We start from the raw sequence: 17,610 nt of genomic DNA, 5'->3' as shown, positions 1-17,610 counted from the left end.
TTTTTTGAGGTATACTAAGTGCCGTTGCTTAAGGGAAGTTTAACAGACAATCGCCGGTGTCGCGTAAGGCGGCACGGGAGGAAAGTCCGGGCTTCGTAGGGCAGGATGCTGGATAACGTCCAGTCAGCGCGAGCTGAAGGATTAGTGCCACAGAAATGGACCGCCGATGGCCGCCTTCGGGCGTGCACAGGTAAGGGTGGAACCGGAGTGTAAGAGACTCCGAGGGGCGCTGGTGACTTCGTCCCTGGTAAACCCCATCCGGAGCAAGACCTAATGAAACGCAGTTCCTGGCTTTGCCGGAAACAGCCCTTGCCCGGGGTGCGTTTAGGTTGGTCGCTTGAGCCGTTTAGCAATAAACGGCCTAGACAGATGATTGTCGCTCAAAGCGGGAGGGTAGTTCCCGTCTGTACCGCAAAGCAGCACAGAACCCGGCTTACGGTAAACTTTCCGAACTGACGCAACCCGACAAGCTTCTTGATCGCCCGAGCAATCGGTGCTTCAAGAAACGTGAAAATTGTTTGCACGAACAATCCGATCGGCGGCGTCCGCTTTCTTCGTTATCGAAGAAAGCGGACGCCGTTTTGCGTTTCGTTCTTTTCATTCAACTCCGGCCGTCGGAACAGAAGAAAAGTTTTGAAATCGGCATGGCGGTTAAGTAGTAGGTGAAAGGCCAATTTATTGGCTCACAAATTCAAGTGTTGACGTTACGTCAAAAAAATAGAGAAAATCTTTCCTTATGAGAATAAAATGTTGATGATATGCTCACATTTTCGCCTTTAAAAAGCTCAAACGGCTCTTTTTATCGAAAAATGTGCACAAAACATCAATTTAGTCTGTATTTTCAGCTTTTTTGGAAAGAAAAGTGGTCAAATAGTCAGCATTTTGGCAAACAAGCAAGAGTCATTGAATAAGAAAGTCATGCAGAGAGCTATTATGCCAAAAGTGTGCAATAAAGCGCATTGTACATCTTATAATCTGAACTTTGCTTAAATGTAAGTAATCTTGAATTTCAAATGACTTAGACTTTAACAACGCCAATAGGCGGAGGGAGAAATTCAGTGTAGGTAAAGCATTTCGAAGAAATGCACTTCGGAAGCATATGCTATTTGTGTTCGTCTTTGCATTTGGGAAGCTTCCTATGAGAATTCCAATTCAGCTTCTCAAATGCAACACGCGACCTGAAGCCTTTCGAAGAAAGGCACATCGAAAGCATATGCTAACGAATTTCTCCCGCAGCCGCTAGGCTTCTTCTATGGATAGGAATTTAATAAGCGACTCTATATGTCGCCACCTTCGCAACTGGTTACAAACGGTTCGCCTGCGACTCTACGTGTCGCTGTCTTTACAACTGGTTGCGAATGATCCGCTTGCGACTCTACATGTCGCCACCTTCGCAACTGGTTGCAAATGTTTCGACTGCGACTCTGCGTGTCGTTGTCTTTGCAACTGATAACTATTGTTTATCAGTTAGCTTTATTGCCCGCTCGCCGGATGCTTTTGCTTAAAATTTATGCTACGATGGACGGAGCAAGAATTGGGTTTGCAAGGAAACCCGGTTCGCGCCGAGTGCGCGATCAAATACCAAGGGGGAAACGCCGTTATGTCAGCGCCTAACGTACAGAAATTATGTGAATCAACCAGAGAAAAGTTGAAAGCCGCCAGCCTGAGAGTCGAAGCTTTTTTGAATGAGTATTCGCTGCCTCAGCTTGCGGAGTCGCAGGACGAGGAAGAAGTTGCTTACTACAAGGGATTTTTGTCTGATCTTCGCCATCTGCTCGTGTTCTCGGAAACGTCCTCCGAAAAAATCGGAGTGCTGCTTCGTCGGGCCAATTTCGACGTGAATTCCGCGGAAGATACACTGTACAAGGTGTACCATAATGTTATCAATAGTTTCTTTTATCCGAAAAACGAATGTTATGCCGAAGATGGCCGTTACGCTTACACGGGGCAGGAAGCGATTCGTTTCCGCAGACAGATTGCCGCTCCGGCGCGCGAGATCATTCTGGACGTAACCAAAACATATGAAGAGCTGCGCGATGACCTGGATTACTACGAGAGCGATTACTTGAGCCAGCGTCGCATGAGCGCACCGCGCTCTTAAATAGGCGGAATCCCGGATAACCGGTCCGTAAGTCCCTTTGCAAACCTGGTCTGTCGGGGCTAAGCTGGATTTAACACCGAGGAAGGGGAATGCTACCGATGATTATCGAACCGAAGACAGCCAAGCAGCTTATCGAATTCCAGTGGATGGATAGCATGAATTTGGACAAGTCTTCTCTCAATAATATGGCACAGGGCAAGATCGACTCGTCTGTTTTTGCGGCGCTTTTGCAGCAAAAAATGGAACAGTCCGGGACGAATTCGATCTCCGCAGAAGAGTTGCTCAAGACGCTGGCAGCCATTTCGCTGCCTGCCGATCAGGTCGATTCGCTCAAAAAGGGCGCGATGTCGTTAAACGGAGCTTCTTCGTTGGACAGTTCGGCTGCCAAGATCGAGATGCCTCAGGTATCCGAACCAAAAGTAAGATCGGGCACGCCGAATACGGGAGCCGCGCAATACGCGGATATTGTACAAGCTGCGAGTGCCAAATACGGCATCCCGCAATCGCTCATTAACGGAATCATCGATGCTGAATCGTCCTTCAATCCTAATGCGCAATCCGGCGCAGGAGCGAAAGGGTTGATGCAGTTGATGGACGGAACAGCTGCCGGGCTGGGCGTAACGAATTCCTTCGACCCCGAACAAAACATCAATGGCGGTTCCAGCTATATCGCTTCGATGTTGATCCGCTTCGGAGGCTCCCAACGTCTTGCTCTTGCTGCTTACAATGCAGGGCCTGGAACGCTTCAACGTCTCGGAATCCGTACCGAAGAAGATCTGAACGCCAAGTTTGATCAACTTCCGCGCGAAACGCAGAAATATGTCGGCCGGGTTGAATCCGCCCAAACCAAATATATCTGAGCCGTCCCAGGATCAGGTAAAGATCAAAGAGGGAAAGCTGCTTGTAGCTTGTCTTGTTCAGACGAGATGCTAGCCTATCCTTTTTGATCTTTTTGCTGTTTGGAAGAATAGGCGATACACGATAAGATAGAAGAATCGACGTAAGGAAAGAAGGCTCAAGGCATGTTGAATTTTGATCACGCGGCGTCGACCCCGACTGCTTCGGATGTCATCCGAACCATGGCTGAGGTGATGGAGGAGCATAGCGGGAATCCGTCATCGATCCATCGCGGCGGCGAAGCGGCTTCGAGGCTGCTGGAACGGTCGCGAGAAGTGTGTGCCGCTGCAATTGGAGGCGTTAAGCCTACAGAAATCATTTTCACCTCCGGTGCCACCGAGAGTAACAATCTAGCTATTAAAGGCATGATGTTGGGTCGGAAAGATAGAAAAACACATATCGTGACCACGGCGATCGAGCATGCCTCCGTATATGAAAGTTGTCAGCAATTAGAGGAGTTAGGCTTCGAAGCGACTTACGTAAAGCCTGAAGCCGACGGCATCGTATCTCTTGAAGCCGTGCTTGCCGCTGTCCGCGAAGATACCGCACTGGTCAGTGTTATGCATGTAAACAACGAAACGGGTGCCGTGCAACCTATTGCGCAAATCGGCCAACAGCTGAAAAAACTTCACCCGCGCGTCCGCTTTCATGTCGATGGCGTACAGGGTTTTAGTCAGCTTTCGCTTGATTTGAACAAAGCGGGTATCGACCTGTACAGTTTATCTGCCCATAAGATCAGCGGACCGCGGGGAGTAGGTATTCTTTATGTGCGCGAAGGTGTTCGCCTGTTTCCTCTGTTCTCCGGAGGCGGTCAAGAAAACGGTCTGCGGGCAGGAACGGAGAATGTGGCAGCCATCGTGGGCGCGGCGAAAGCTTTCCGTTTAGCGGCAGAAGGACGAACGCAACGTGCAAAAAAAATGAATGCGCTGCGTGAGATGGTGACGGCTGAAGTCAATCGACATGCCGGGCTTCGATTGACCGAGCCGGAGCAATCATCGCCGCATATTATACATTTTACATTTTCGGGCTTGAAATCTCAGGTGATTCTGAATGCGCTGGAAGAGCTCGGAGTGCAAGTGTCCGCCCAATCGGCCTGTTCGGCAAAAACGGAGAAGCCGAGCCGCGTGCTCAGCGCGATGGGGCGGGGGCATGAAGAGGCGATATCCGGCATTCGAATCAGCTTGGGCGATGAGCACGGGCAATCCGAGATTCGGGAACTAGTGAAAGTGATCGGCAGTGCCGTAGAACGTCTTGCACCGCTTGAGGGGAGAAAAAGATAATACATGAAGAAATATGATTATTTGCTGCTTCGTTTCGGCGAAGTTACGCTTAAAGGGCGCAATCGTGCTCGTTTTGAAAAGGCGGCGGTCGAACATGTTCGCGCGCTGATGCGTCCGTATCCCGATGCCAAAATCCGCCGCGAATTCGGACGGATTTATGTCGATCCCGGCAGCGAAAACGTCGAAACGTTAATTCCGATCCTGCAAAACGTATTTGGAATGACGTCGCTCAGTCCGGTTCGTGCCGTGCAGCCGGAATTGGATGAAATTATCCGTGCAGCCGGAGAACTGATCGAATCCATGGAACTGGATCGGGAAACGACGTTCAAGACCAATGTTCGACGGGTGTGGAAAGACTTCCCTCACTCCTCGCAGGAATCGAATCCGTTAGTCGCGACTCCGCTGCTTAAGCGTTTCTCGTTGTTGAAGGTAGATGTGCGCAATCCGGAGTTGGAGCTGCGCGTGGAAATCCGTGATAAAGCGGCATACGTATATGGAGAAGTGATTCCCGGCGTAGGCGGCTTCCCGCTCGGAACGAACGGCAAAGCGCTGCTTCTTCTTTCCGGAGGGATCGACAGTCCCGTCGCCGGTTGGTCGGCGCTGCGACGCGGACTTGAGCTGGAATGCATCCATTTCCATAGCTATCCGTTCACGAGCGAAAAAGCCAAAGAAAAAGTTGTTGATTTGGCGCAGGGACTGGCGGAGTATGCAGGCAAGGTGCGCTTGCATATCGTGCCTTTTACCGAAGTTCAGACCTCTTTTACGCAAATGGGTCAAGATAATCTTATGATTACATTGATGCGCCGGGCCATGCTGCGGATCGCGACGAAGGTTGCCGAGCGTGAAAAAGCATTGGCGCTCGTCACGGGCGAAAGTCTGGGGCAGGTCGCCAGCCAAACGCTGCCGAGCATGAACGTGATCGAACGCGCGACCGAGCTGCCGATTCTGCGGCCGTTGGTCATGACGGACAAGGATGAAATCATTCGCTTGTCGCGAAAGATCGGAACGTACGAAACGTCCATTTTGCCGTATGAGGATTGCTGCACGTTGTTTGTTCCGAAGTCTCCGACAACCAATCCCAATTTGCGCATCGTCAATAAGATCGAAGCGGTGACTCCGAATTTGGAGCGTCTCATCGAAGAAGCGGCAGCCGGAACGGAAACGATCGAATTGTTGGCGGGCGGTGCTCGTTTGCGCCGTGAAGCAGCAGAGGCGGAAGCCGCGATCAAGCAGGACTGGTTCTAAGCGAGATCGTTAAAATTTTGCCTAATGACTGAATAAACAGCCGGAATATTCCGATAACAAAAGGGAAGGACGCGTTCTCGCGCTCCCTCTCCACGCAAGGCGACGCGAAAATTCCGCAAGGAGAGAATCGGATGCCAAACAATAATAAGAAGGCTGTCGGAATCTTTATTTTAACTGCCGGACTCATCATTCTTTTGGGACAGTGGGGCGTATTCGCATTTCTCGGTCGCGTCTTCTGGCCGCTTCTGATTTTGATTCCCGGCGTAGCGCTGCATTTGGCTTTTGCGGCCCGTACGCTTCCGGCGTGGGCGCTTGTGCCGGGTGGTACGTTGACCGTATACGGAATTGTATTCTCATTGTGCAATACTTGGGGCTTTGGCTTGATCGAAGTGTTGTGGCCGGCATTCGTGCTCGGCCCGGGTATAGGTCTCTATGAATACGCATTGCTGAATACGCAACGTCCAAAAGGGATTTATTACGCTTCGCTCGGTTTGATCGGCTTATCGATGATCTTGTTTATTTTCAGTTTGTTGGGTCCGTTTTTTCTTTACGCATTCTCGATTATTCTGATTCTTGCAGGAGCCTGGTTGCTATTTTGGCCCGAACCCCAGAGCGGTAAAAGCAGCGGATGGCGCAAAATGTAAAAAGGCTTGAAATTTCATGAAAATCATGTATAATCAAAGGGATTGAGGAGCGTCGGCGAGATTGCCGGACGCTTCTTTTGTGAGAACCACTAGTATCCGTTTTTTAACATTTTTAATAGAGAAGGGAACATTCCATTCATGCATTCGAGAGAACAAATCCGCAATATCGCGATTATCGCTCACGTCGACCACGGTAAAACGACGCTGGTGGACAAACTGCTGCAACAATCCGGTATCTTCCGCGACCACGAGCATGTGCAGGAGCGCGCCATGGACTCCAACGATCTCGAAAGAGAACGCGGTATTACGATTCTGGCGAAAAATACGGCGATTACCTATAAAGATTTCCTGATTAACATTGTGGATACTCCAGGACACGCCGACTTCGGCGGTGAAGTGGAACGGATCATGAAGATGGTTGACGGCGTTCTGCTCGTCGTTGACGCTTACGAAGGCTGCATGCCGCAAACTCGTTTCGTATTGGGCAAAGCTTTGGCGCACAACCTGACTCCGATCGTTGTCGTGAACAAGATTGACCGTCCGGCGGCTCGTCCGTCCGAAGTCATCGACGAAGTGCTCGACCTGTTCATCGAACTGGGCGCAAACGATCACCAACTCGACTTCCCGGTCGTGTACGCATCCGCGCTGAACGGTACGTCGAGCCTTGATTCCGCGAAACAAGACGACAACATGAAGGCGATGTACGACACGATCATCGAGCATATCCCGTCCCCGACGGAAAGCACGGTAGATCCGCTGCAATTCCTCGTAACGCTGATGGACTACAACGAATACCTGGGTCGTATCGCGATCGGTCGCGTTAACCGCGGCGTGATCCGTCAAGGTCAATCCGTTGCCGTCATGACGCGCGAAGGCGGAATGAAGCAAGCCCGCATCGAGAAGCTGTTCGGCTTCCAAGGCCTGAAACGCGTCGAGATCGAACAAGCCGGCGCCGGCGACATCATCGCGATCGCGGGTATCAAGGACATCAACATCGGTGAAACGATCGCCGATCCGCAAAAGCCGGAAGCTTTGCCGGTCCTCAAGATCGACGAGCCTACTCTGCAAATGACGTTCCTCGTTAACAACAGTCCGTTCGCGGGCCGCGAAGGCAAATGGGTCACTTCCCGCAAATTGCGCGACCGTCTGTTCTTCGAACTGGAAACGGACGTCAGCTTGCGCGTTGAAGAAACCGATAGCCCGGATGCGTTTGTCGTATCGGGCCGCGGCGAACTTCACTTGGGTATCCTGATCGAGAATATGCGTCGCGAAGGCTACGAAATGCAAGTATCGAAGCCGGAAGTTATCGTGCGCGAAGTTGACGGTAAGAAAATGGAGCCGATCGAACGTCTCCTGATCGATGTACCGGAAGAAAGCATGGGCGCCGTTATGGAAAGCCTTGGCATGCGCAAAGCCGAAATGGTCAACATGATCAATAACGGTACAGGCCAAGTTCGTCTGGAATTCCTGATTCCGGCTCGTGGTCTGATCGGTTACCGTACAAACTTCCTGACTCTGACTCGCGGCTACGGCGTAATGAACCATGCGTTCGACAGCTATGGCCCGCTGATCGGCGGTCAAGTCGGCGGACGTCACCAAGGCGTTCTGGTATCGACGGAAAACGGAAATTCGACACTGTACGGCATCCTCGGCGTTGAAGATCGCGGTACATTGTTCGTTGAACCGGGCGCAGAAGTTTACGAAGGCATGATCGTTGGCGAACACACGCGCGATAACGACATCGTTGTAAACATTTGCCGCGAAAAACAACTGACTAACGTACGTTCCGCAACGAAGGACGATACCGTTAAAATGAAAACGCCGCGCCTGTTCTCCTTGGAACAAGCTTTGGAATACCTGAACGACGACGAATACTGCGAAATCACGCCGAAAAACGTTCGTCTGCGTAAGAAGATCCTGCAAAAAGGCGAGCGCGAGCGTGCGGAGAAACAACGCAAGCAAGCTCAAGCTAACGCATAAATTTTCAAAACAAAGCAAGCAATCGGTAACTTTTCCTGTTTCACTGACGTCTTAAACAGAGGGCGTTCGATGAAGCGGTGAACAGGGTCCGCCGCCGTGGTGGCGTGCGGACCCTGTTTTCATTTGTGCGAAAGAACGCTTGCGTCTTTCGTGCGGATCGTACAAGAGAAGGAGCTGGGTATGAAATGGGCAACACAACAGGCGGCGGTTTGCCGCCGCGTTCAAGCGGTAACCGCGGACGTGCCGCTGAAGCGAATGCGCCTCGTCGAAGTTCCGGAAATTCCGGCGGTAATAGCGGAGGAAGAAAGCCGTCTCCCCAACGTAAAAAAAGCGGAGCCAAACGTTTTTGGACCATTTTTTCAATCGTGCTTCTCTTATTGATTATAGGAGCGGGAGTTTATCTGGGATGGATTTATCAAAAGTCGCAGTCAATCGGCGAGGCGGGAGAGCCGGTTAAGCCGGCGAATACCCAACCGATCGCGATGGCGCTGCTTGGAACCGACTTCCGTTCGGAAACGGGATCGCACCTCACCGATGTCGTGATGGTTGCGGCGATGAATCCGAATACGAATACAGCCACGATCGTTTCGTTGCCGCGCGATACGCGTATTGAGCTTGAGGGCTACAAAGTTCGCAAAGTCAATGCGTACTACCCAACATTCCTGGCTCAGGAGAAAAAAGGCGAGACCGAAGCGAAAGAAGCCATGCAGCGAATGCTGGGCAAATATTTTGATATCCCGCTCGACTATGTCACGGTGGTCAACTTCCAGAGCTTGCGTGATATCGTGGATGCGCTTGGAGGCGTCGATGTCGATGTCACGATGGATATGTGTTACAAAGACACGGCCGACGGTACGGATATCGATTTGAAGGCCGGGCCTCAGAAACTTGACGGCAAAAATGCGCTGGACTATGTCCGTTATCGGAAAACGAATTGTAACCCGCCAACCGGTCCGTCGGACGACTTTAGCCGTAACCAGCGTCAACAACAGGTGATCGGCGCGATTATGGACAAAGTACAGTCGTTTAATGTGCTGACCAAGTCAGGTTCGTTGATTGATGCGGTTGCCGATAATACCGATACCGACTTGGAGAACAAGCAAATTCTGAACCTGGTGAAAACGTACTGGGATATTCCGAAAGAAAATATTAATTTCCCGAAAGTTACGGGAACCTGGAATAGCCCTTATGTGTACATTAGCGATAGCGAGCTTGCCGCTGCCAAACAAGCGTTGAAGGATGAATTGGCCGGTAATCACCAGCCTGCCATACCTGCTGCCGGAGAATGATTGAATGCCTGATTCGCGATATGTTATAATGAGGCAAGCATTCAAAGATTCCGATCAGACGCCGTATAGGAGGCCTTGTGATGTCCGAAGCCGTTACGCAAATGACCGAATTCCTGTTCACGCAGCTGCAGAGTGATACGTTCGCTCTGCTGGCTACCGTTGATGCCGAAACCAACGGTCCGACTTCAACGGCTATTTCTTGGTTGTATGCCGTTAACCCGGCGACGCTGCGTTTTGCGGTTGATCATCGTTCGCGTCTGGTTCGTAATATATTGGAAAACCCGAAGGTGACCCTTACCGTCTTTGGAGGCGAGAAAATGTTTGCCATCAACGGGACCGCGCGCGTGGCGCAAAATCCTCTTCAGGATGTTCCTTTCAAAATGTGCTGTTTCGACGTGAATGTCGAAGCGGTGCGCAATGCCTTGTTTTACGGAGCTCATTTGTCTTCACCTCCCGAATACACCCGTGCGCTGGACCGACATGCTGCCGAGTTGCTCGACAGCCAGGTCATGAATGCCATGAAAAAAGCCTAGCGGCTCGCCGCGGGCTTTTTTGCCTTTACCCGACGTTCTTGAAAGGAGGTGGTGAACGGTTTCGATCGGTGCTTCTTGGATCGTCTGACGATTCAAGGAAGACTCGCGGTTCCACTAAGCCTCGGGAGGGATTTCTCGTGAAAAAGCTCTTTGTACTCGATACCAATGTTCTGCTGCACGATCCCCGATCCATTTTTTCGTTTCAAGAACATGAAGTGGTCATTCCGGCTACCGTGCTGGAAGAGATCGATTCGAAAAAGAGGCTGGCCGACGAGATTGGACGCAATGCGCGCAGCGTATCGCGGGAATTGGATGCTCTTCGAGAACGCGGGCATCTGCATAACGGAGTGGAGCTGGAATCGGGCGGTACGCTCCGGGTTGAACTCAATCATCGCAGTTTCCAGGGTATGCAGGATTTCTTCGGCGAAATGACGAACGATAACCGCATTCTGGCCGTTGCGCTTAATTATCATAAAGAACAGGAAGGCTTGCCGGAAGCGGAGCAGCGTCTGGTGGTCATGGTGAGCAAAGACGTTCTGGTTCGGGTCAAAGCCGATGTGCTTGGCCTTGTCGCCCAGGATTACATGACAGATCGGGCCGCTGATCCGGACTCGCTCTACACGGGTTATGTACCGCTAATTGTGCCGAATGAGATCATTGATCGTTTTTACCGTGATAAATACTTGTTTGTCTCGGATGTTGGTGGCCCGGCCGAGCAGCTTTATCCCAACGAGTTTGCCATTCTCAAGGATGAAGGCGGAAGCAAGTCGGCGTTGGTCAAGCTAAACGCAGACGCGAAGCGGTTGGAGCCGTTGTTTCAGGGACATGATCCGGTATGGGGAATTGTTGCTCGGAACGCGCAGCAGCGGATGGCATTGGAGCTTTTATTGTCGGAAGACATTCCGTTGGTCACGATTACGGGCAAGGCCGGAACGGGCAAAACGCTGCTCGCTCTCGCTGCTGCTTTAATGAAGGTTGAGGACGAGCGAAAGTATAAAAAGCTGCTGGTTGCTCGCCCTGTCGTCCCAATGGGCAAAGATATCGGGTATTTGCCGGGCGAAAAGGAAGAAAAGCTTCGGCCGTGGATGCAGCCTATTTACGATAATCTGGAATTTTTATTCGACACCAAAAGCGCCGGGGATATCGATAAGATTTTGATGGGGATGGGCAGCATTCAAGTTGAAGCTTTAACGTATATCCGAGGGCGTTCGATTCCGTCGCAGTTCATCATTATCGACGAAGCGCAAAATTTATCGCGGCATGAAGTGAAGACCATTATCTCGCGTGCCGGCGAAGGCAGCAAGATGGTGCTTGTCGGTGATCCGGATCAGATTGACCACCCGTATCTGGATGCGGCCAGTAACGGATTGACGTACGCGGTGGAGCAGTTCAAGTCGCAAAAGCTGGCGGGACATATTCACTTGGAAAAAGGAGAGCGTTCCAAATTGGCGCAGTTGGCAGCAGACTTATTATAGAGGAAACAGATGCAATCAAATTCCAAGAATCCGGGTTTTGCTACCGGATTCTTTTTTTGGTTAGAAAAAGGATCGTTTGGTACAATAGGGAAAGCAGGAAACGGAGGGGACAGAATTGAAGCGAAAAAACCATCTCGTGCTATTTGGCGTATTGCTGCTTGCCCTGATCAATCTGTCGCCGTCTCTGCCCGAGACTGCACAGACTGGACCGCGGCAGGAGCCGGATGAAGGGGCAGCTGAACGGCGAGGGGGAGAATCCCAACAACCGCTGCGCGATATCGAAGTGTATACGATGATGGGCACATCGGAGTTCAAAGTCTTGCAAACCTTGAATGAAGAGTATCAGCAGCGATCCGGTGCAGTCGTTAACTTGGTGAATATTGCTCCCGAGCAAGCCTACAAGACGTATCGTGAAGCATATGCTGCCGGCAGAGAACCTGATGTATTGATGCTGGATGGAGCCTGGGTTGCTGATTTTGCATCTTCCGGCCGCTTATTGCCCGCGGATTTATATGAGGGAGGCGTTGCAGCGGCTTCCGATTCGCTTCCGATCTCCGCAGCCTCAGTCGAATGGAACGGCTATCGCTGGGGAGTACCTCTTGACTTCGATCCCTATGGTGTCGTCTGGAATCCGAAACAATTTGCAGAGACTTCGGGTGAACTGCCTCAGAATATGGAAGAGTGGAGAAAGTGGGAGGAAAATCTCCTTTCGACTCCTGAAGAGGAGAAAGAGGGAGAGAACACCACCGAGCCTGTTGTTGGATTTCCAAGCGGAGATGTTCGTGCATTTGCAGCTTTGATTGCTTTGTGGAAAGGTACGGAGGAAGAAAAATCCGAACAAACTTTAGATGAAGCGTTGGCATTGGCCGATCGCTTGAGAGGTCGAACGTACTTGAGCGGAGTGTCCGCTCAGAGTGGACAATTGCCTTCTGATTTTCGAACACTGGTCGAATCTGACGAAGTGCCGTTGGCTGTCGATCGCTTATCTCGTTTAGGCTCGGAAGAGACTTCAACATTGCGACTGGCTCCAATTGCTTCTTCGTTCAAAACAGCCGCTTTACGTTGTTTGGGCATCACGGCGAATACGGATCGATCGCGTGAGTCGTCTCTTTGGATTGCGTACATAACGGGTCATGAAACCCAATCGTCTTGGTATGAATCCACGGGACATTTGCCTATGTTACGGGTGATTTATGATGAACCCGCTTCTTTTTCTTTACAACGTTGGCTGCCGGATGCCCAAGTTTCGCGTTCTGCGGCAGACTCTAAAAAGACTGCTGCCCGGGAAGGTTCTTGGAGTCGATCCTTAGATCGTTTTTACGAAGGAACTTTAGGGATTGATGCGCTTAGCGGATTTTTTCAGCCCTGAATTTACGGCAAAATAAAACAAACGCCCTGCCTGATTTCGGCAAAGCGTTTGTTTTTGCGTGGCGGATAGATAGGGGGATCCTTGGAGATTACAGCACCAAACGAAGTGAAATTTTGAGTTGGCCGTTCTCCATTTTCACTTCGCTGACCTCGACGGGAGCAACCTGTTGCGGATAAAATCCCAGATCGTATTTTTGTTCGAGTTCCGTTCGCGTGCTTGCGGGAAGTTCCAGCCCGTTGAACACAAGTCGGTCTACATGGAACAAGACCGCATTTTGAGGTTCCGTTTCAAGCGTATATCGGCCTTCGATCCGCAAAGTAAGCCGGTCTCGCCGACCTTCCGCCACAACAAGCCCATCTTCAAAGCTGAAAGCAAAGTTTTCGAAGTCTGAATTTTGAGAGCGCAGGAAGTCGTTCAATTCTTGATCCGTAAGCTCAATCGTATATCTCGTTCCCAATCCGGATACTTTCAACTTGCCGCTATCTTGCAAATAGTCGGGCAAGTTGTTGCTGGCAGCGGCTAACTCCGAGAAATATTCGTCCACCTCGTAAAGCCCCACATTATTCCAATACGTATTCAATTCCTCGGCTAGCCGATTCAAGCTTTCCGGATCGTCGCTCGTTAACAAGCCGGCATCAATATCCTGTTGAAGAGCAAGTAGACGGCTGCGTTGTTCCTCGATGCCGCGTTTGACTTCTTCCAAGCGCGCGGAATTGGCTGCGAGTTGATCGCGGCGTTTTTGCAGAGCGTCTGTGTCTTCGCGAAAACCGAGCAAAATGTTCTCGTCGTGGCGAAGAGCCAGACGATAGTACGTATATAAACGGTTGAGTTCGCCAAATGAACGAGCATTGAGTAAAGACAACAGGAAAGGCCTTTGCTGCTGCATATACTGGGTTCGAACGATCGTACCTGCACGTTCGCGATTTTCCGAGATCCGAGTTTCAAGCTGCCTTACTTCTTGATTTAATTGTTCCCGTTGCTCGGATAGTTCGTCTTGTTCCTCGGAGATTCGCTCGGTATCCCGCTGCAACTCGTTCAAGGATAATGTGTCTTGCAGCAGTTTGCGTTGCTCTGGCGTCCATTCACCGGGCAACGGTTCGGCAAGAGCCGAATCAGCCAAGGGAGCGCACAACAACACTGTTGCGAGCAGGCCGGCATATAGACGTTTTGACACAAAGGAACCCTCGCTTTCCGGCACTTCATCAGGCGCGTTTTTTGAAACGTAATGATGATGAGTTACATGCTATGGTAAAATAATGGCTTATAACAGGTTTTTCTTATTTTAATTATACGGCCGACTGTTACGGGCGTAAACTGCGGCAGAAATTCAAAACGATCGGTAGGGGGATTAAAGTGCGAGTTGAAGTCATCGGCGGAGGAGCGCTGGGCCTGTTATTTGCAGCAGCGGCGGCAAAAGGCGGCGCGGAAGTCGTTTTATATACCCGCACGGCAGAACAAGCGGAGCGCATTATGGATTCAGGTATTCAAGTCAGCGAACCGGCGGAGAAGAACCCATGGAGTATGAGTTCTCATGCGATCAGGGCCTGTACGACAGATTTTTTTTCAGAATCCGGGGATCAACTGCGCTGGATCGTGTTAGCCGTTAAGCAAAAGCATTTGGATGCTTCATTGATCGCCAAGCTTCAAGCCAATGTTCGAGCGGAAGACCGGCTTTTTTGTTTGCAAAACGGAGTGGGACATATTGAGCGCTTAATGGAGGCTCTACCGGAAGTTCCGGTGTATGCGGCTGTAACCACGGAGGGAGCGCGCAGACTTGACGCCGCCGTTGTGTTGCACGCAGGCAAAGGGAGCACGTTGTTCGGAAAGACTGCAACCGCTCGGCAATTATACTTGGCCAAACAGGAACAAGCGGAGAAAATGTTGATTAAGGCCCTTGGCTTGGGAGGATTATCGTTAGCCGCGTCGAATGAAATCGAGATCGCGATGTATCGAAAATTGCTTATTAACGCCGTGATTAATCCTTTAACTGCCCTCTGGAAAATAGAAAATGGCGCGTTGCTCGAAAAGGAAGAGCGAATAACGACCATGCGGGCTGTTTTTGATGAAATCGTGACAGTTTACTCTGCCGCCGGAATCGAAGCTCCTTTAGTTTGGTGGGAGGAACTGCTGGACGTTTGTCGGGCGACGGCCCGCAATCGATCTTCGATGCTGGAAGATGTAAGTCGCGGAGACCGAACGGAAGCGGCCTGGATTAGCGGGGGCGTCGTCGAGCTTGCCCGCCGTGCGGGGAAACAGGCGCCGATCAATCAGACCCTTCTAAATCTGATTGAAGGGTTAAATGGATAGACATTGCGAATCGAAAATTCGTTGAAGCAGGAGGAATGATATGTTTCAAACGGTCTCCGGCGTGCTGATTACCCTATGCGTTTTGCCTTTTTTACCCTTCGTGCTCGTCTATGCGATTGGCGCGCTTCGTAAAGAACCGATAAAACAATCGTTTCAGCGGGCCATGGACATTACAACGCCCTTTTTGATTTTTGCGGTTTCCGCTCTTTATAATTATGTTTCGAATTCTTCCATAGGCTTCTACGTGCTTTTGCTGATTCTGCTGATTATTCTCGGATTGCTTGGAAGTGCTCAAAATCGCAAGCGCGGACGTGTCGAACCGGGTCGGTTGGCGAGAGGGTTTTGGCGCATGAGTTTTCTGTTATTGGCACCTTGCTACATTCTGCTGGGGATCTTTGGCTTTATCATGCATATTATAAATAGCTAACATAGTGATGTTACATAAAGAAAACAAAAGTGAAAATAAAACCGGCTTTTTTGCCGGAAAATCAAGGTTTGAGACAGGAAATGTGACAGAAACAGAGCGGAAATTGAAAAAAAGCGCAAAATTCTGAAAAAAGGTTATAGATTTTTTTTGCAGTGCGGGGTATAATCAATAAAAAAATTAATCTTTTTTTAGGGGGAAAGTTGCAGGATGAAAAAGAAAAGCTGGATGATGCTTCTGACGCTGGTTCTTGTAATCGGCACGGTTCTCGCGGCATGCGGAAGCGCCGAAGAGACAACTACTACGGATTCGGGTACGCCAACCGAAACGACGACAGGTGAAGGTGCAACTACCGAACCTGCTACCGATGCCAACCTGGCAGCTGACCAAACCCTGCGCCTGAACCTGAGTGCAGAGCCGCCAACACTTGACCCGGCACAAGCTCAAGACAGCCAAGCCAACACTGCGCTGCGCTTCATGTATGAAGGTCTCGCGACAATCGACGCTGACGGCAACCCTGCTCCAGGCGCTGCTGAAAGCTGGGATATTTCCGAAGACGGCCTGACTTACACGTTCCACATGCGTCAAGGCGCAACATGGAACAACGGTGATCCTGTAACAGCAAACGATTTCGTATTTGCTTGGCAGCGTGCACTGAGCCCGGAAACTGTTCCGGCTCCGGTATATGCTTACCAACTGTACTACATCAAAGGTGCTGAAGCTTTCAACACCGGCGAAACAACAGACTTCTCGACTGTAGGCGTTAAAGCCGTTGATGAGAACACGCTGGAAGTAACGCTGGCAAACCCGACTCCTTACTTCTTGGGTCTGACTTCGTTCTATACGTACTACCCGGTTCACCAAGCAACAGTTGAAGGCAACGAAGCTTGGGCTGCTGACGCAAGCACAATGGTAACTAACGGACCGTTCACTCTGACGACTTGGGTTACAGGTTCGGAAATGGGTTGGACGAAAAACGATAAGTACTGGGATGCTGCAAACATCAAGCTGACTAACGTTACGGCTTCGATCGTAAACAGCGGCGCTACAGAAACAAGCCAATACCAAGGCGGAGAAATCGATTATGCGGGCGCGCCTACCGGCGAAATCCCGACTGACCAAATTCAACCGCTGTCCGAGCAACTGAAAGACGAATTCAAGCTGACGGACATCGCTTCGACTTACTACTATGAGTTCAACACAAAAGAAGCTCCATTCAACAACGCTAAAATCCGTAAAGCCTTTGCAATGTCGATCGATCGTCAAGCCCTGATCGACAACGTTACAAAAGCGGGTCAAACGCCTGCATTCGGTTTCGTACCAACTTCGATCGCGGGTCTGAACAATCAATCGTTCCGCGACGAGCATCCGGATGCCGACTACTTCAAAGAAGATGCAGCAGCAGCAAAAACATTGCTTGAAGAAGGTATGGCTGAAGAAGGAATTACAACTCTTCCTTCGATCACATTGCTCTACAACACAAGCGAAAACCACCAAAAGCTGGCTCTGGCTGTAGCTGATATGTGGAAAAACAACTTGGGCGTAGAGATCCAAACGAAAAACGAAGAATGGTCTGTATTCCTGGAAAGCAGAAAAACAGGCAACTTCCAAATCGCTCGTGCCGGTTGGTCTGCCGACTACAACGATCCAATGACATTCATGGATATGTTCGTAACGGGCGGCGGTAACAACAACACCGGTTTTGCAAACGAAGAGTATGACGCTCTGATCGACGCTGCTTACAAAGGCGGTAACGACCCAGAGAAACGTATGCAGGATATGGCTGCCGCAGAGAAAATTCTGGTTGGCGACAACATGGTTATCATGCCTGTTTACTACTACACTCAAGCATCGCTCACTAAGCCTTACCTGAAAGGCGTAACAACTGACTTCTCCGGTGCGATCAACTTCACTCGCGCTTACCTGGAACAACAATAAGACTTCCAAAGTCTGATTGGCACGACCCAAGTTAATAACAGCTCGGGGTATATATGGAAAAACATATATATCCCGATTTTTTTGCATGTTCGTCAAACTTCCATTTTTGCTCTTGCTTAACCAGTAAA

Annotated in this window: 14 protein-coding genes and 1 other RNA gene; 14 read left to right on the top strand and 1 reads right to left on the bottom strand. The window is 50.4% G+C overall.

Going from position 1 to position 17,610, the window contains the following annotated elements:
- The first annotated feature begins 34 nt into the window (after positions 1-34).
- The 11 genes from rnpB (at position 35) to SACSAC_RS20855 (ending at position 12,813) form a co-directional block, all read left to right on the top strand.
- Positions 35-451, top strand: an RNA gene (gene rnpB, locus SACSAC_RS27450) — RNase P RNA component class A.
- Positions 452-1,600: 1,149 nt separating this feature from the next.
- Positions 1,601-2,101, top strand: a complete 501-nt coding sequence (locus tag SACSAC_RS20900) for a DUF3907 family protein (protein ID WP_037293421.1) — start codon at positions 1,601-1,603, stop codon at positions 2,099-2,101.
- Between the two features lie 98 nt (positions 2,102-2,199).
- Positions 2,200-2,961, top strand: coding sequence for a lytic transglycosylase domain-containing protein (locus SACSAC_RS20895; protein ID WP_051507299.1), 762 nt, complete (start codon positions 2,200-2,202; stop codon positions 2,959-2,961).
- Between the two features lie 162 nt (positions 2,962-3,123).
- The gene (locus SACSAC_RS20890) at positions 3,124-4,278 is read left to right on the top strand and encodes a cysteine desulfurase family protein (protein WP_037289932.1); all 1,155 of its coding nucleotides are present in this window, start codon (positions 3,124-3,126) and stop codon (positions 4,276-4,278) included.
- 3 nt (positions 4,279-4,281) lie between these two features.
- Positions 4,282-5,523: a tRNA uracil 4-sulfurtransferase ThiI gene (gene thiI, locus SACSAC_RS20885; RefSeq protein ID WP_037289930.1), complete on the top strand. Its 1,242-nt coding sequence runs from the start codon at positions 4,282-4,284 to the stop codon at positions 5,521-5,523.
- A gap of 131 nt (positions 5,524-5,654) precedes the next feature.
- Complete coding sequence (locus tag SACSAC_RS20880; RefSeq protein ID WP_037289927.1) at positions 5,655-6,167, top strand: hypothetical protein; 513 nt, start codon at positions 5,655-5,657, stop codon at positions 6,165-6,167.
- A gap of 138 nt (positions 6,168-6,305) precedes the next feature.
- Positions 6,306-8,147 (top strand): translational GTPase TypA, encoded by a 1,842-nt coding sequence (typA, locus tag SACSAC_RS20875; protein WP_037289925.1) that lies wholly within the window; start codon positions 6,306-6,308, stop codon positions 8,145-8,147.
- 185 nt (positions 8,148-8,332) lie between these two features.
- Complete coding sequence (locus SACSAC_RS20870; RefSeq protein ID WP_037289922.1) at positions 8,333-9,436, top strand: LCP family protein; 1,104 nt, start codon at positions 8,333-8,335, stop codon at positions 9,434-9,436.
- A gap of 80 nt (positions 9,437-9,516) precedes the next feature.
- Positions 9,517-9,969, top strand: coding sequence for a pyridoxamine 5'-phosphate oxidase family protein (locus tag SACSAC_RS20865; RefSeq protein ID WP_037289919.1), 453 nt, complete (start codon positions 9,517-9,519; stop codon positions 9,967-9,969).
- A gap of 137 nt (positions 9,970-10,106) precedes the next feature.
- Positions 10,107-11,444: a PhoH family protein gene (locus tag SACSAC_RS20860; RefSeq protein ID WP_037289916.1), complete on the top strand. Its 1,338-nt coding sequence runs from the start codon at positions 10,107-10,109 to the stop codon at positions 11,442-11,444.
- A 115-nt stretch (positions 11,445-11,559) separates the two neighbouring features.
- Positions 11,560-12,813 (top strand): extracellular solute-binding protein, encoded by a 1,254-nt coding sequence (locus SACSAC_RS20855; RefSeq protein WP_037289915.1) that lies wholly within the window; start codon positions 11,560-11,562, stop codon positions 12,811-12,813.
- Between the two features lie 88 nt (positions 12,814-12,901).
- Here the strand turns inward: SACSAC_RS20855 and SACSAC_RS20850 are convergent, their stop codons facing one another.
- On the bottom strand, positions 12,902-13,987 hold the full coding sequence (locus tag SACSAC_RS20850; RefSeq protein WP_037293419.1) for a hypothetical protein: 1,086 nt from the start codon (positions 13,985-13,987) through the stop codon (positions 12,902-12,904).
- 179 nt (positions 13,988-14,166) lie between these two features.
- Between SACSAC_RS20850 and SACSAC_RS20845 the strand changes: the two genes are divergently transcribed.
- From SACSAC_RS20845 to SACSAC_RS20835, 3 genes are all read left to right on the top strand, one after another.
- Positions 14,167-15,120: a ketopantoate reductase family protein gene (locus tag SACSAC_RS20845; RefSeq protein WP_169833795.1), complete on the top strand. Its 954-nt coding sequence runs from the start codon at positions 14,167-14,169 to the stop codon at positions 15,118-15,120.
- 40 nt (positions 15,121-15,160) lie between these two features.
- Positions 15,161-15,547, top strand: a complete 387-nt coding sequence (locus tag SACSAC_RS20840) for a DUF3397 domain-containing protein (RefSeq protein WP_037289911.1) — start codon at positions 15,161-15,163, stop codon at positions 15,545-15,547.
- 207 nt (positions 15,548-15,754) lie between these two features.
- Entirely contained in the window at positions 15,755-17,482 is a 1,728-nt protein-coding gene (locus tag SACSAC_RS20835; RefSeq protein WP_037289908.1) for a peptide ABC transporter substrate-binding protein, read from the top strand.
- Positions 17,483-17,610 lie beyond the last annotated feature (128 nt).

The sequence above is a fragment of the Saccharibacillus sacchari DSM 19268 genome, from assembly GCF_000585395.1.
GTDB lineage: Bacteria > Bacillota > Bacilli > Paenibacillales > Paenibacillaceae > Saccharibacillus > Saccharibacillus sacchari.
The sequence above is the reverse complement of the archived record's forward strand: the minus strand, read 5'-3'. Positions and strand labels throughout refer to the sequence as shown.

Coding starts and splice junctions, on each gene's coding strand:
- SACSAC_RS20900 (WP_037293421.1), top strand. CDS start 1,601: ATGTCAGCGCCTAACGTACAGAAATTATGTGAATCAACCAGAGAAAAG.
- SACSAC_RS20895 (WP_051507299.1), top strand. CDS start 2,200: ATGATTATCGAACCGAAGACAGCCAAGCAGCTTATCGAATTCCAGTGG.
- SACSAC_RS20890 (WP_037289932.1), top strand. CDS start 3,124: ATGTTGAATTTTGATCACGCGGCGTCGACCCCGACTGCTTCGGATGTC.
- thiI (WP_037289930.1), top strand. CDS start 4,282: ATGAAGAAATATGATTATTTGCTGCTTCGTTTCGGCGAAGTTACGCTT.
- SACSAC_RS20880 (WP_037289927.1), top strand. CDS start 5,655: ATGCCAAACAATAATAAGAAGGCTGTCGGAATCTTTATTTTAACTGCC.
- typA (WP_037289925.1), top strand. CDS start 6,306: ATGCATTCGAGAGAACAAATCCGCAATATCGCGATTATCGCTCACGTC.
- SACSAC_RS20870 (WP_037289922.1), top strand. CDS start 8,333: ATGGGCAACACAACAGGCGGCGGTTTGCCGCCGCGTTCAAGCGGTAAC.
- SACSAC_RS20865 (WP_037289919.1), top strand. CDS start 9,517: ATGTCCGAAGCCGTTACGCAAATGACCGAATTCCTGTTCACGCAGCTG.
- SACSAC_RS20840 (WP_037289911.1), top strand. CDS start 15,161: ATGTTTCAAACGGTCTCCGGCGTGCTGATTACCCTATGCGTTTTGCCT.
- SACSAC_RS20835 (WP_037289908.1), top strand. CDS start 15,755: ATGAAAAAGAAAAGCTGGATGATGCTTCTGACGCTGGTTCTTGTAATC.